12 protein-coding genes are annotated in these 14,422 nt (G+C 67.9%); 2 read left to right on the forward strand and 10 right to left on the reverse strand.

The window, feature by feature from the left end; all coding sequences use genetic code 11:
- Positions 1-141: 141 nt before the first annotated feature.
- The 6 genes from E6C72_RS24950 to E6C72_RS24975 are packed head-to-tail and all read right to left on the reverse strand — an operon-like array spanning position 142 to position 7,842.
- Entirely contained in the window at positions 142-960 is an 819-nt protein-coding gene (locus E6C72_RS24950; RefSeq protein ID WP_109087092.1) for an alpha/beta fold hydrolase, read from the reverse strand.
- 52 nt (positions 961-1,012) lie between these two features.
- A complete protein-coding gene (locus E6C72_RS24955) occupies positions 1,013-3,370 on the reverse strand; it encodes a TIM-barrel domain-containing protein (protein ID WP_109087091.1) in 2,358 nt (785 codons plus the stop codon).
- On the reverse strand, positions 3,367-4,422 hold the full coding sequence (locus E6C72_RS24960) for an ABC transporter ATP-binding protein (RefSeq protein ID WP_109087090.1): 1,056 nt from the start codon (positions 4,420-4,422) through the stop codon (positions 3,367-3,369). The genes E6C72_RS24955 and E6C72_RS24960 overlap by 4 nt, the downstream gene beginning before the upstream one ends.
- A gap of 1 nt (position 4,423) precedes the next feature.
- Positions 4,424-5,479: a carbohydrate ABC transporter permease gene (locus E6C72_RS24965; RefSeq protein WP_109087089.1), complete on the reverse strand. Its 1,056-nt coding sequence runs from the start codon at positions 5,477-5,479 to the stop codon at positions 4,424-4,426.
- Complete coding sequence (locus E6C72_RS24970; protein WP_199228816.1) at positions 5,476-6,507, reverse strand: carbohydrate ABC transporter permease; 1,032 nt, start codon at positions 6,505-6,507, stop codon at positions 5,476-5,478. The genes E6C72_RS24965 and E6C72_RS24970 overlap by 4 nt, the downstream gene beginning before the upstream one ends.
- A gap of 51 nt (positions 6,508-6,558) precedes the next feature.
- Positions 6,559-7,842 carry an ABC transporter substrate-binding protein gene (locus E6C72_RS24975; protein ID WP_109087088.1) on the reverse strand — a complete coding sequence of 428 codons (1,284 nt, stop codon included), beginning with the start codon at positions 7,840-7,842 and terminating at the stop codon, positions 6,559-6,561.
- Between the two features lie 183 nt (positions 7,843-8,025).
- Between E6C72_RS24975 and E6C72_RS24980 the strand changes: the two genes are divergently transcribed.
- Positions 8,026-9,090, forward strand: a complete 1,065-nt coding sequence (locus E6C72_RS24980; RefSeq protein WP_247875849.1) for a LacI family DNA-binding transcriptional regulator — start codon at positions 8,026-8,028, stop codon at positions 9,088-9,090.
- A gap of 37 nt (positions 9,091-9,127) precedes the next feature.
- On the opposite strand, the gene E6C72_RS24985 is transcribed toward E6C72_RS24980, so the two are convergent.
- Genes E6C72_RS24985 through E6C72_RS24995 form a run of 3 tightly spaced genes read right to left on the reverse strand, consistent with a single transcriptional unit; the run spans position 9,128 to position 11,940 of the window.
- Positions 9,128-10,099, reverse strand: a complete 972-nt coding sequence (locus E6C72_RS24985; protein ID WP_109087087.1) for a PDR/VanB family oxidoreductase — start codon at positions 10,097-10,099, stop codon at positions 9,128-9,130.
- A 34-nt stretch (positions 10,100-10,133) separates the two neighbouring features.
- On the reverse strand, positions 10,134-10,877 hold the full coding sequence (locus E6C72_RS24990) for a GntR family transcriptional regulator (RefSeq protein WP_109087086.1): 744 nt from the start codon (positions 10,875-10,877) through the stop codon (positions 10,134-10,136).
- Positions 10,878-10,887: 10 nt separating this feature from the next.
- On the reverse strand, positions 10,888-11,940 hold the full coding sequence (locus E6C72_RS24995; protein WP_109087085.1) for an aromatic ring-hydroxylating dioxygenase subunit alpha: 1,053 nt from the start codon (positions 11,938-11,940) through the stop codon (positions 10,888-10,890).
- Positions 11,941-12,384: 444 nt separating this feature from the next.
- Between E6C72_RS24995 and E6C72_RS25000 the strand changes: the two genes are divergently transcribed.
- On the forward strand, positions 12,385-12,975 hold the full coding sequence (locus E6C72_RS25000; protein ID WP_109087084.1) for a MarR family winged helix-turn-helix transcriptional regulator: 591 nt from the start codon (positions 12,385-12,387) through the stop codon (positions 12,973-12,975).
- Positions 12,976-12,987: 12 nt separating this feature from the next.
- On the opposite strand, the gene E6C72_RS25005 is transcribed toward E6C72_RS25000, so the two are convergent.
- Positions 12,988-14,349 (reverse strand): MFS transporter, encoded by a 1,362-nt coding sequence (locus E6C72_RS25005; protein WP_109087083.1) that lies wholly within the window; start codon positions 14,347-14,349, stop codon positions 12,988-12,990.
- Positions 14,350-14,422 lie beyond the last annotated feature (73 nt).

The raw sequence follows: 14,422 nt of genomic DNA on the forward strand, positions 1-14,422 counted from the left end.
AGGGTAAACGCGACCATATGCCGCAAACCACTAGACGCAGATTAACCTGGGCAATGTTTAGGTCGAGCGACCCTAGACCTTGGTTTAGGTTCTCACCCTTCGAGGCATGATTTCCGCCTCGCCATTGCTAAATTAGCAATTTCAGGAGAGATGGCGGTCGAGCGCGGCGATCACCGTTTCAGGCACCGACAGATGCGGCAGATGCCCCGATGCGTCGAGGATCTCCAATACGCTGCCGGCCAGATGGTCGCGCAGATAGTCCGCCGCTTCGCGGGTCACCGCCGCATCCTCCCGGGTCTGCAGGATGACGGCGGGCACAGTGACCTCGCCGAGGCGGTGGCGGAGATCGCTGCGCAGCACGGTCAGCAGCAGCGACAGCGCCATGTCCGGACGCATCGCCCGCAACGTGGCAGCGAACTCCCGCACCGTGGGATCCTCCTCGGAACCGGCGACAACCATTTGCCCGAAGCGGATCGTCCACCGCATGTAATCCTGGGTGGCGCTGTCGATCAGGGCGTCGATGTCGGCAGCGTCGAAGCCGCCGCGATAGCTGCCGACATTGCGGTAGCAGGCCGATGCGCCCAGCATCACCAGCTTGCCGAACAGGTGCGGCGCCCTGATCGAGGCGAGGGCCGCAACCATTCCCGCCGCCGAATGGCCGACGCAGAGGCAATCCTCGATGTGCAGGGTTTCCAGGATGGCCACCACATCGCGGGCATAGGCTTCCAGCGTGGGGTAGCTGGCATGGTCGTAATGACTTTGGCTGCCAGGCCCGACACCGGCCAGATCGAACAGCACGATGCGAAAGCGGTCCCGCATCGCGTCGACCACATGGCGCCACGCCGACTGTTCGGTGCCGAAGCCGGGGATGAGGACCAGGGTCTCCGCCCCGGAGTCCACGCCTGCTTCGATCACCGACAGATTGTGGCGCTCCAGAACCGAAGAGCCGCTCTCGATCATGTCGGACCCCCGCTCAGGCGCAATGGGTTATGCAACCATAGTGTGCGGTGCGTCAGCAAGCCTCCAATGTAAGCGGTGCTCCCCCGACCGTGCCGGGCAGCACCTGCGGTCCACCGACGCTGCGCAGGCGCACGGCGCGCCATGCCGGCCGGTAACGGCCGGTTGCCTCGGCGGAGACCAGCACGGCGTCACCCTGGCCTGCCGCGGTGAACCGGGTCACCAGCCCGGCACCGTCACGCCAGCCGGTGGTGTCGCCATCGTCGTCATAGAACAGGGCGGTCGCTCCGCCGACATCGCCGTAGGCGACGAGTTCGCGTTCGGTGTCCGTCGCCGGATCGACGCGCAGTCCGGCCGCCGCCAGCGGCAGCAGGGCGCCGGCCCGCACGAACAGCGGCACACGGCCGAGCGGGGCCGCCACCGTCGCGACCGCTCCACCCGGATGGTGCGTGCCGTCATGGAAGACGTACCAGCCGCCGGGATGGTCCGGCAGCCGGACCGACCGGCTGTCCGCCCCCGGCTCCAGCACAGGCGCCACCAGCAGGTCGGGACCGAGCATGAAGGCATCCTCGGTCGTCGCGGCGCCGGGATCGTCAGGGAAGTCGTAGAACAGCGGACGCACCACCGGATCGTCCGCCTCCGCAGCCCGCCACATCCTGGTGTAGAGATAGGGCATCAGGCGATAGCGCAGGCGGATGGCCTCACGGATCGGGTCGATGACCTCCGGGTGCATCCAGGGCAGCGTCGTGATGCCATCGCTGTTCCAGCTGTTCATCACGAAGCGCGGCCAGAAGGAACAGAACTCGACGAAGCGGCAGAGCAGTTCCGGTCCGGGGCTCGGCCCGTGGAAGCCGCCGACGTCATGCCCGATGTCGAACATGCCGGACAGGCTCATGTTGAGCCCCTGGGTCAGATTGAAGCGCAGCGTCTTCCAGGCGGTGGCGTTGTCGCCCGACCATGTCTGGCCGTAGCGCCACAAACCGGCCGGGCCGCCGCGGGTGATGGTGTAGGGCCGCTTGCCCGGCACCCAGGCGGCTTGAGTCTCGTAGGCCAGCTTGGTCATCAGCAGCGCCTGGGCCGGCCGCGCCAGCGTCTGGGGGAAGGGCCGGCCGTCGCCGGCCGCCACGGCATCCTCGTCCCAGATCTCATACTCGTTGTTGTCGTTCCACACCGACACCATGCCGGGGGTCAGCAGCGCCGTCTCGATCCCGTTGCGCCACCAGTCGCGCGCCTTGGCGTTGGTGAAGTCGAGATGGTAGCCGAGCCCGTCCCAGAACTGGGCCACCGCCGGCTCGCCGGTCTCGCCGTCGCGCACCAGCCCGCCGACTCCGGTCACCTCCGACAGGCGGGGATGGTCGTCGAGCAGGCAGGGCTTGAGGTTGGCGACCGGGTGCAGCCCGGCGGCGTTCAGCTTGGCGAGCGTCGCCGCCGGATCGGGGAACTTGTCGTGGTTCCAGTGGAAGGCGTAACGCCGGCCGCCGATCATGGTGTAGCCGGAGCCGAAATGGAAACTGTCGCAGGGGATGGCGTGCTCGGCGCAGCGCTCGACGAAGTCGGCGATGCGGGCGTCGGCATCGGCGGCGTCGGCGATCGCCATCGAGGTGGTGGCGAAGCCCAGCGTCCATTTCGGCCCGAAGGCATGGCCGCCGGTCAGGCGCGAGAAGGCGCGCACCACATCCGGAACACCGGGGCCGGCGAAGACATAGGCGTCGAGGTCGCCGTCGTCGGCGCGGTAGGAGCGGAACAGGCCGTGGTAATTGTCCAGCGTGGCGCCGAGGTCGATCTCGGCAGTGGCGAGGTTGTCGTAATAGACGCCATGCGCGCCCGTCGGCCCGGCGACCAGCAGGAACGGAATCATCTTGTAGAGCGGGTCGCTCAGCTCGGCATCGAAGCCGCAGGGGTCGACTGCGTCGACGCGGAAGCGACGGCCGGTGCGGTCGAGCGGACCGGCCTTGTCGCCCAGCCCGTAATGCCGCTCGTCCCCGGCGCGCTCGACGAAATGCGAGAAGGCGTGGGTCTTGCGCGAGACGAAATAGGCCTGGGTGCGCCGGTCCTGGAGGAAGGCAACCTCCTCCCCCGCCCGATACCAGGCGATGCCGAAGGGCTCCAGCGTCACGACGGCGCGCAGCGTCGCCCCCCGCAGCGTGACCGTGCCCTCGCCCTCCTCGACATCGACAGCCGGGCAGGCGAAGCCGGTCAGGTCGTCGCGGTCCCGCCCGGAATAGGACGGATCGGTGCCGCCGGGCGCCACCGACCAGCCGCGGTCGAGACGGTAGCCGCCGTCGCGCCGCATCAGGATGCGGCCGAGGCCGTCCTCAAGGAAACCGATGCGCAGATCGACGCCATGGTCGAGTTCGAACAGGGCATAGATGCCGTCGCGCCCGCGAAAACGGGCTCGGGTCAGGGCCTTCATGAATGGCTCCGGGCGGGAAGGGGTTCGGGACGGCAGGCGAGGCCCGCGGCGTCGAAGCGGTGGAGATGGTCGCGGCGCAGCCGCACCGGCAGCAGGTCGCCGCGGGCGAGACGGCTCTGGCCGTCGCAGCGGATGGTGAGCGGGATGCCGTTCGGGCTCCCCGTGTCGGCGGAGGTATAGAGGAAGGTCTCGCCGCCGAGCTGCTCGACGAGGTCGACGCGGACGGTCAGGTCGGCGTCGGCCTCGGCGCAGGGCTCGACATGCTCGGGGCGGATACCCAGCGTCGCCGCCGGGCCGGCATTCTCCCCCCGGACCAGCTCCGTCGGCAGCAGATTCATCCGCGGCGAGCCGATGAAGCCGGCGACGAACAGGTTGGCCGGGCAGTTGTAGAGGTCGAGCGGCGTGCCGATCTGCTCGATCCGCCCGCCGTTCAGGACGACGATGCGATCGGCCAGAGTCATCGCCTCGACCTGATCGTGGGTGACGTAGATCATCGTGCCGCCGATCTCGGCATGCAGGGCGGCCAGTTCCTTGCGCGTCGCCACCCGCAGTTCGGCGTCCAGGTTGGACAACGGCTCGTCGAACAGGAAGATCTTGGGGTCGCGCACGATGGCCCGGCCGATGGCGACGCGCTGGCGCTGGCCGCCGGAGAGGGCGGCGGGCTTGCGTTGCAGATAGTCGGTCAGCCGCAGCATGCGGGCGGCGCGGTCCACCCGCGACGATATCTCCGCCTTGGCGATCCCCATATTCTCCAGCGCGAAGCTCATATTCTGGTGGACGGTCATGTGCGGGTAGAGCGCGTAGGACTGGAACACCATAGCCAGCCCGCGATCGGAGGCGGCCGTCCGCGTCACCTCCGCCCCGTCGATGCGGATGTCGCCGGCCGTGACCGTCTCCAGCCCGGCGATGACGCGCAGCAGGGTCGATTTTCCGCAGCCCGACGGGCCGACGAAGACCACGAACTCGCCGTCGGCGATGCTGAGGTCGATGCCCTTCAGGACGGCGGTGGCGCCATAGTCCTTGCGGATGCCGCGAAGTTCGAGTCCGGCCATATCACTTCATCCCCGTATTCGCGATGCCGCTGGTGATGAAGCGCTGCAGGAAGGCGAAGACGAGCGCCACCGGCAGCAGGGTCACCACGGTCATGGCGAGCAGATAGTGCCATTGCGTCTGCAACTCGCCCTGGAAGGCGTTGAGCGCGATCGGCAGCGTGTGGACCTCGGTCTTGGTCAGGACGGCCAGCGGCCAGAGGAACTCGTTCCAGCGCCACATGACCGAGAAGATCGCCAGCACCGCCAGCGCCGGCATCGACAGCGGCATGACGATCCGCGCGTAGATGCGCCACTCCGACGCCTTGTCCATCCGCGCCGCCTCGATCAGGTCGCGCGGGATGGTCAGCATGTACTGGCGCAGCAGGAAGACACCGGTCGGGGTGGCGGCCCCCGGCAGGATCACCGCCCACAGCGAGTCGACGAAACCCAGCTTGGTGACCACCAGATAGACCGGCGCCAGGATGATGGTGATGGGGATCATCAGGGTGCCGATCACCCCCAGCATCGCCAGCTTCTTGCCACGGAACTCGTAGACGGAGAGCGCGTAGGCGGCCATCGAGTTGATCAGCAGCGTGATGATGGTCGCCACCACCGTCACCACCAGCGAATTGCGCAGGAAGCGCAGGAAGTCGAACTGGGTCAGCGGGTCGGTGTAGTTCTGGACCGCCAGCGCCATGTGGCGCACCGGCGTCCGGCGGTCGGCCGGCACGCGGATGGTCTGGCCGGGTGCCGCCGGATCGACCATCTGGGCGATGATGCCGACGCGGCGGACCTGCGCCAGCTCGCGGACCGAGCCGTCCTCCATCGTCACCCGAAACAGCGGCAGCGGCTGCGGGTAGCCCGGCACCGGGACCTCGCTCTGCGCCATCGGCAGCAGCGAGGGCGGGAATTCCAGCAGCGCGGCCGGTGTCTTGAAGGACGACAGCGCCAGCCACAGCACCGGACCGAACATCAGCAGCACGCCCAGCGCCAGATAGGCATAGCTGGCGACATCGGTCCAATGCCAGGAGCGGCCGCCGCGACGCGCCAGCAACAGACGGCGAAGTCCTCCGGTCATGATGCCCTCCGCCGGCTCAGGAACAGTTGGATCAGGGTGAGGACGAACAGCACCGCCCCCAGCAGCACCGACGCGGCACCGGCCAGCCCGAAATTCTGCACCTGGTTGGCGAAGGCGGTGGTGTAGATGTACTGGACGACCATCATCGTCGCGGTGCCGGGACCGCCGCCGGTCAGCACGAACACCTCGTCGAACACCTGCACCGAGCGGATCAGCACCAGCACCAGCACGACCAGCAGGTTGGGCCACAGCAGCGGCAGCGTGATGCGGTGGAAGACGCGCCAGGGACGGGTGCCGTCCATCTCCGCCGCCTCGTAGACGTCGCGCGGGATGGCCTGGAGGCCGGCGAGCAGGATCAGCGTGTAGAAGCCCATATGGGCCCACACCGAAACGAACACCGACCAGAACATCGCCCAGCCGGGATCGACGAAGAACAGGATCTTCTCGCCGCCCGCCGTGGTCAGCACCGCGTTCAGCAGCCCGTCACGCTGCAAGATCCACTTCCAGATCAGCGCGACCACCACCGGCGACAGCAGGACCGGGAAGAAATAGACCGCCCGGAAGAAGCCGCGCCCGCGGATCGGCCGGTTCAGCACCAGCGCGGTGATCAGCGAGAACAGCACCATCGCCACCATCTGGAAGACGGTGAAGGTCAGCGTGTTCCCCACCCCACGCCAGAACAGATCCTCCCGGCAGCTTCCGGCTTCCAGATAGGAGCCGCAGTCGAGCAGGCGGGCGAAATGCTCCGCCCCGACATAGGGCCGCTCCGACGGGAACAAGCCCGTCCCGCCCGTCACCGAGAAGACGATGTTGATCCCGATCGGCAGGAAGACGAACAGCCCGAAGAAGACAAGGTTCGGCAGCAGGAAGACATAGGGCATGCGCGCCGCACCGATCAGGCGCTGCACCGCCCGCATCGGCGGGTCGGTCAGCCGCATCAGGGCGTTGGCGCCGCCCGTGGTGACGGCAGCCGCGGCGGCGGACGGACCGCGCGCGGGAGCGCCGTGCGATCTCATGGTATCGGTCATGTTCCACCGCCCCGGATTGGGAGCCAAGGGTTGGGAGAAGAAGGCCGGGAGTTACTGCTTCTTCCTGCGCTCGGCGATCTGCTGGGCGACATCGGCGGAAATCCGCTGATAGGCGTCGTCCAGGCTCGTTTCACCGACCACCACCTGTCCCAGACGGCTGATGGCGGCGTTGAAGACGATGCGGCTGCTGGGATCGCCCTGGATGCGATAGGCCACCGGATCGAGCTTGCCGACCGCATCGCCGAACACCTTCAGCGCGGCGGCTGCCTGCGGCGAGGCCGACTTGTAGGCGATGCCCTTCTTGGCAAGGCCAATATGGCCGGGCACGAACAGCGTGCGCGCATAGAACTCGTTGGCGACCTCCTCGCTGGCGAGAAAGTCGAGCAGGCGCCCGACCTCGGCCGGATGGCTGCTGGTCTTCAGCGCCACCAGCGCAGCGCCGCCGGGCATGCCCGAGCAGTTGGCCGGACCGCAGGGCGTCGGCACGGCGATCCAGTCGAAGGCGTCGCCGATGGTCTTGTCGAACTGCGCGGTCTGCCAGGAGCCGGATTCGTAGAAGACGACCTGGGCGTTCTTGAATTCCTCGTTGGCGCCGCGATAGGCGGTGCCGGACACGGCGCCCCACAGCTCCTTCGACATCACGCCGGACTTGTGCCAGTCGACGACCAGCTTGGCAGCGCGCTTGAACCCGTCATCGACCGGCTTCAGCTCGCCGCCGACCTCGGCCATCTGCGCCCCTTGCGAGACGGCGAGACCGAAGAAGCGGTGGCCCGAGCGGTCGAAGGCGACCGGGAACGGCGCCTGCACCTTGTCGGCGACCGCCTTGGCGGCCTTCGCCCAATCGTCCCAGGTCGCGTTAGCGCCCGGCATGGCGACGCCGGCCTGCTCGAACAGCGTCTTGTTGACGAAGGGACCGGTCACCGTCAGCTGCGTCATGTAGCCGGGGATCGCGGTGGTGTTGCCGGGCACCCGCATCCACTGGAGGAACGGGCCGTAATTCTGCTCCCAATAGGCGACGTCCTTCACATGGGCGCGAACGTCCATCAGATAGGGCGCAAGACCGCCCATGTCGGTGATGCGGGCGAGGTCCGGGCCCTGGCCGGAGGCCAGCTGCACCGGCAGCGTCTCGTTGATCGCCTTGAAGGGCACCTGGTCGAGGACGACCTTGACGTCCTTGTTCTGCGCCTCGAAGCGGCGGAGCAGGTCGTTCATGACCTCGCCCTCGTTGCCGTCCGAATACCACATGATGCGCAAGGTGGTCTGCGCCTGGGCGCCTGCGGCCCCGAGGATCGACAACGCCAGCGCACAGCCGGCCATCCATGCTGCCTTTTTCATTGCGTTTCCTCCTGTGGGGTCGCTTCCGGACCCTTGTTCGGTCCCGATCCGGACCGTTTTCCTGCCGGCACCGGCAGCTCGACGCAGACACCGATTTTCCTGGCGCCACTCTTCGCTCTTGAACATGGCAAACGTTTGCCTAAACTGTCAACGGCAATGTTCGCTATGCAAATGGAGGGGGTCGTGAACGATCGGCACCGGGAACCGGCACAGGCCTCCGGACAAACGTCCCTGGCGGATATCGCGGCCGAGGCGGGGGTATCGGTCTCCACCGTCTCGCGCATCGCCAACGGCGACCTGGGGCGGGCATCGGCGGCGACGGTGGCGAAGGTGCAGCGCCTGATCACGGAACGCGGCTATCGGCCGAACCCGGTCGGCCGCAGTCTGCGTGGAGGGGACAGCCGTCTGGTCGCCATGCTGGCGCCCAATCTCGACAACCCGGCCATGGCCGCCATTGCCGCGTCGACGGAGGCTGCCCTGCGCGCCGCCGGTTATGTGATGATCCTGTGCGACACCCACGACCGTCCCGATCTTCAGGACGAGTATCTGCGCGCGATGCGGTCACGCTTCGCCGAGGGATTCATCGTGGTGAGCGCGGTCGCCAGCCCCGAGTTGGAGGCGTCGCTGGGCCGGCGCGAGCCGATCGTCTTCGTGAACCGGCGCAATCCCTATGGCGGCGGCCCCTTCATCGGCATCGACAACAGGCAGGCCGGCGCCGACGCCGCCGACCATCTGCTGGCCTGCGGTGTCGGCGCCCCCGCCGTCATCCACCCGGCAGAGCTGTCCTCGACCATCCGGGAACGGGTGGAGGGGTTTCTCGACCGGCTGGAGGAGCGGCGGCCGGGCCTGACCGTCCGCCGCTATGACGGGGCCGGTGCCAACCATCTCGACTGCGGCTATGCCGCGGCACGGCGAATGGCGGTCGACTGCGAAGGATCCGGCGGCGGCTGGCCCGACGGCGTCCTCTGTCCCAGCGACCTGATGGCCTACGGACTGTTCCGCGCCGCCGGCGAACAGGGCGTGCGCATCCCGGACGACTGCCGCCCGGTCGGCATCGACGACAACGATCTCAACGACTGGATCGCGCCCTGGCTCAGCTCGGTCAAGATCCCCTATCAGCGCTTCGGCGACGCGATCGTGGCCAGTCTGCGCGACCTGCGGGCGGGAAGCAGCGTCGGGGAGGTGCTGCTTCCCCATCGGCTGGTCCGCCGCCAGAGCGGATCGGCGGATGCCGGAGACCCGGCATAGCCGGAGACCCCTTCACCGCCGACCCGTCGGTCCCCCGTCAGTCCCGCCGCGCGGTGTCGATGGTGATGCCGCCGCCGACGGCGCGCGACACACAGGCGCACATGCGGTGGCTCTCGGCCTTCTGGCTTTCACTGAAGAACACGTCGCGGTGATCGACCTCGCCATCGACGGCGAGGATGTCGACGGCGCACAGGCCGCATTCGCCGCGTCGGCAATCGGACAGCAGTTCCACCCCCGCCGCCTCCAGCGCGTCGAGCATCGAGCGGTTCTCCGCCACGGTGACGGTCTTACCCAGCCGCGGGATGCTGACGGTGAAGGCCTCCGGCGCATGGCGTCCGCTGTTGCCGAAGGATTCGAAACGCAGCCGCTCGATCGGCCGCCCCCGCTCGCGCCAAAGGCGGCGCACCGCCTCCATCAGGCCGATCGGACCGCACAGATACAGCTCGCCGTCGGGCGCGAGCGCGTCGATGGCGGCGGCCAGATCCATGCGCTGGCCCTCCTCGTCTATGAAGGTCTCCAGCCGGTCGCCCAAGCGCGCGCGCAACTCGTCGGCGAAGGCCAGCTCCGACCTGCGCCGGCAGGCATAGAGCAGGCGCAGCCGCGCTCCCAGCGCCGCCAGGGCCGTCGCCATGCCATGGATCGGCGTGATGCCGATGCCGCCGGCGATCAGGAGGTAGTCGGGACGGTCCAGCGCCAGCTCGAACAGGTTCTGCGGTTCGGAGATCCGCAGCCGGGCGCCGGTCTCCAGCGTCCACATATAGGCCGATCCGCCGCGGCTTTCGGGCAGGCGCTTGACGGCGATCCGGTACAGCCCGTCGGCGGCGTCGGCGATCAGCGAATAGCAGCGGGTGTCGGTCCGCCCGTCGATGACGACCGTCACGCTGATATGGCTGCCGGGCGCCGGCGTCTTGGCCGGGGTGGTCGGTTCGATTTCAAAGAGGCGGATGTCGGGCGCCAGATCGCGCACCGCACGCAGCCGGGCATCCTGCCAATCGATGGCAAAGCGCATGGGGAAATCTCGCAAAGAAAGGGGAAGGATCGGGTCAGGCGCTGCGCAGCCGGATCAGGGAGGCCCCCGGCACCCGGTCGAGCTCGCGCCGGTTCTTCACGGCATTTTCAAGATTGCGGCGGGCAAGGCGGGAATGCTCGCGTGCCAGATGGTCGGCGCGACCCCCTTCTCCCTTCGCGATGGCGTCCAGGATGGCGCGGTGGTGCTCCTGCGCGATCACCAGAATCTCGCGGGAGTCCGGCAGCTCGGCCTGCACGCGGACGAAGGCGCCGGGCGAGGCGAAGGGCAGCGACAGCACCCGTTCCAGCGACCGCCTCAGCACGGGGCTGTCGGCCAGGGCGAGAAGCTCGCCATGGAAGCGGTCGTTGAGACGGACATAGTCGGAGAAATCGCCGATGCTCAGCGCCGGCTGCCGGACCAGCGCGTCCAGTTCCGCGACGATGCCGCGCATCTCGGCCAGGGCATCGGGAGCAAGCCGGCGCTCGGCCGCCCGTTGCGCCGCCATGCCCTCCAGCACGCCGCGCAGCTGGATGGCATCGGCGATGTCGGCCTCGCTGAAGGCGCGGACGACGAAGCCGCCGGTCGGCAGGCAATCGACCAGCCCCTCCTCCTCCAGCCGGACGAGCGCCACCCGGACGGGGGTGCGCGACACCCCCAGCCGATCGACGATGCCCAGTTCAGACACCCGCTCCCCCGGGCTCAGCTCGCCGTTCAGGATCAGCTCGCGGAGTTGCAGGAGCGTGCGGACGGTCTGCGAGTTGCGGGGCTGCTCCTCCATGCCAGCCGTCCTATTCCGCCGCCTGACGGAGCGGTGATGGGGCGGCCCCCCGCCCGGGGCCCCGTTCCGTCTCGACCATGCGGTCGATCAGGCGGCGCGCCCACATGGCGCCGGCGTCGATGTTCAGATTGTAGAAGGCGCGGTCGGGATTGTCGTCGATGGCCTGCTGCTGCGCCTCCAGGATCACCTCGTCCTCGCCGAAGATGCGGGTCACGCCATCGCGCAGCTCCGCCGTCAGCCGCTGCTCTCCCAGCTTGTAGTTGCGGCAGAAGGCCCAGAAATAATGGCAGGTCTTCTCGGTCTCCGGGGTGATGGTGTTCAGCACGAAACCGTTTACCCCCTGCGACCGGTCGCCTTCCGGCGCGCCGGTGCCGGTCGGGGCGACACCGACATCGATGGTGATGGTGCAGGGCGCCTCGAAACGGATGATCTGCCAGCGGTCGACGTTGCCGGGCTTGCCCAGCTGCTTGGCCCAGAAGGGCGGCGCCTCGATGTCGCGCATCCAGCGCGTCACCGTGACGAAGCGGTCGTTGTGCGTCGTCTCGAACGGCGCCTCGGCCACCGCGCGGTTGCCGATGCTGGAGGAATGCACGAAGGTCTCGTGCGTCAGGTCCATGAGATTGTCGAGGACCAGACGGTAATCGCACTTCACATGGATCAGCCGGCCGTCGCCCGCCCAGGCCGGATCATGGTTCCAGTGCATGTCCGGGATCTTCGCCGGATCGGCCAGCGCCGGGTCACCCATCCACACCCAGGCGAAGCGGTGACGCTCCACCACCGGATAGCGCCGGACGCAGGCCGACGGGTTGATCGTCTCCTGCGACGGCATGCCGACGCAGCGGCCTTCCGGATTGAAGACGAGCCCATGGTAGCCGCAGACGAGGTTGTCGCCGTCCAGCCGGCCCTTGGACAGCGGCAGCAATCGGTGCCAGCAGGCATCCTCCAGCGCCGTGATGCTGTCGTCGGAGCGCCGGTAGAGGACGAGCTTCTTGCCGCAGATGGTGCGCGGCAGCAGTTCCCGCCGCAACTCGACGTCATAGGCCGCGGCGTACCAGGCATTCATCGGGAATGTCTTGGAAGATGTCGGGGTGTGGTCCCTGGCGGTGTCACTCAACGCTCCCTCCCTCGGGGCTGGCGGTCGTGAACTGGAATTCTGCTTGGGCTGTGGCCGCCATCATCGGGGCGCCACCGGTTTATGTATACATTTTCTCCTGATTGCGAACAAGTACGATTGTGATGTCAGATCACTGTTTGCGCGCCAATGCCAAAAGGACCCCTTTCTATCTGGCGGCCTTCATCGATCCTGCGGACCGATCACCCATTGGTTCGGCCCACCGCTCCAACCCTTCAGCAGGGTTTCTGTATACATTATTGCGATCCGAGACTGGCGCGGCCGGGACAGCCGGTCCGTGCCCCGACGATTTTCGGAGGATGTCGTTTCAGTCGCGCGGGTCCGCCTGTTACTCTCCGCCTGCCGTTCCACATGATCAAAACGAGTGCTCATCCCATGGCCGACGCCGTCCGCAAATCCTCGCGCAAGCAGGGCGAGGACACACTCTCCGCCAAAGCCGATGCCGGGGACGATGCGGGCGGCGTCGATCTCGGGATTCTCGGCGAGTCGGTCGGGTTTCTGCTGAAACGGGCGCAGATGGTGGTGTTCGGGGATTTCATCGAGACCTTCGCCGCCGTCGATCTGCGGCCGGCGCAATTCTCGGTGCTGGTGATCATCGGCCGCAATCCCGGCCTGAAACAGTCGCAGGTCAGTGCCGCGCTGAACATCAAGCGCACCAACTTCGTGCCCTTGCTCGATTCGCTGGAGGAACGCGGACTGGTGGCGCGCAAGCTGGCGGTCGGCGACCGCCGCTCCCATGCCCTTCACCTCACCGCCAAGGGGTCGGCCCTGCTGACGGAGATCCAGCGGCTGTGGGCCGACCATGAACGCCGCATCTGCGAGCGGATCGGCAGCGAGGGACGTGACCAGCTGCTGGGCCTGCTCGGCGGGGTGATCGCGTCGGGAAAAGATTCGGCCCCGTCCGACGATGCGGACGAGGCCGAGGTTGCTCCCGCGAAGAAACGCGGGCGGCGCAAGAACGGGTGAGGAGGGAGGACCTCAGCCGCGTCCCGGCGCCGCGGCGGGCTTGAGAGCCGCCGTGGGGTGCGGGACGCCGGCCGCCTGTTTCAGCCAAAGCGCCCCCGCCGCCAGGAAACCCGGAACGGCCAGCGCGGTGAGGATGCCGGCGAAGCCCAGCTGCCATCCCGACAGTTCCGCCACCAGGAAGGAGCCGGCGATGCCGCCGAAGCGGCCCAGCCCCATCATCCAGGCCATGCCGGTGCCGCGCGCCTGGGTCGGGTAGTAGGCGGCGGCCAGAGCCCCCAGCGAGGATTGCGCGGTGTTCATCAGCACGCCGGTCACCAGCACCGCGATCGTCAGCAGGCCGACCTGTCCGGCGATCTGGCCGATCACGATGAAGGCCAGCCCGGTCAGTGCATAGAACACCGCGATGATGCGGTTGCCGTCGAAGCGATCCATCAGCGCGCCCGAGAACAACGAGCCGATGCCGCCCAGCGGGAACAGGGCGGCGACCAGCGCCGCGGTCGCCGGCGTCAGCCCGGCATCGCGGAACAGCACCGGCATCCAGTTGATCATGGCATAGAAGATCGTCAGCCCCATGAAATAGGCGGTCCACAGCATCAGCGTGCCGACGATGAAGCCGCGCGACAGAATCAGCCGGACGGCGCCGCGGCTGTCGCCCGCCGCCGTCTCCGCCACGACGAAGCGGGTCGCATCGGCCGCGGAGGCGCCGATCGGCTGAAGAAGCCGCCGGATCCGCTCCACCGGTTTGGCACGGATGACGGCGAAACGTGCCGATTCCGGCAGCCACAGCACCAGGAACAGAAGAAGCAGCAGCGGCGCCGCGCCTCCAACCAGCAGGACGCTGCGCCAGCCATGGGCCGGAATGATCCAGGCTGCCATGAAGCCGCCCAGCGCCGCCCCCACCGGAAAGCCGCAGAAGACCAGATTGGTCGTCAGCGACCGGCAGCGGGCCGGGCAATATTCGCTGACCAGGGTCAGGGCGGTCGGCATCGCCGCCCCCAGCGCAATTCCGGTGACAAAGCGCCACGCGATCAGCGTGGTCAGATCCCCGGAGAAGGCGGAAGCCAGACAGGCCGCCCCCATCACCAGCACCGCGGTGATCAGCACCGGCCGCCGCCCGACACGGTCGCTGACCGGGCCGGCGACGAGCGATCCGAACACCAGCCCGAACAGCGCGGCACTCAGCACCGGGGCGAGGTCGGGACGTTGCAGCCCCCATTCGGTCAGCAGCGACGGCGCGATGTAGGCGATGGCCGCCGTGTCATAGCCGTCCAGCAGGACGACGAGCAGGCACAGGACGACGATGCCGATCTGCCGGCGGGAGAATGGATGCGCGTTCAAAAAGCCTTGGACGTCGATGCTGCGTTCCGGGGACATGCTGTCCTCTCCCTTCCATCGCGATCGTCGGTTTCGCTTTTGCTGCCACCGGAGACCTGTCCGGCGGCCCGCA

This window comes from Azospirillum sp. TSH100 (assembly GCF_004923295.1).
Classification (GTDB): domain Bacteria; phylum Pseudomonadota; class Alphaproteobacteria; order Azospirillales; family Azospirillaceae; genus Azospirillum.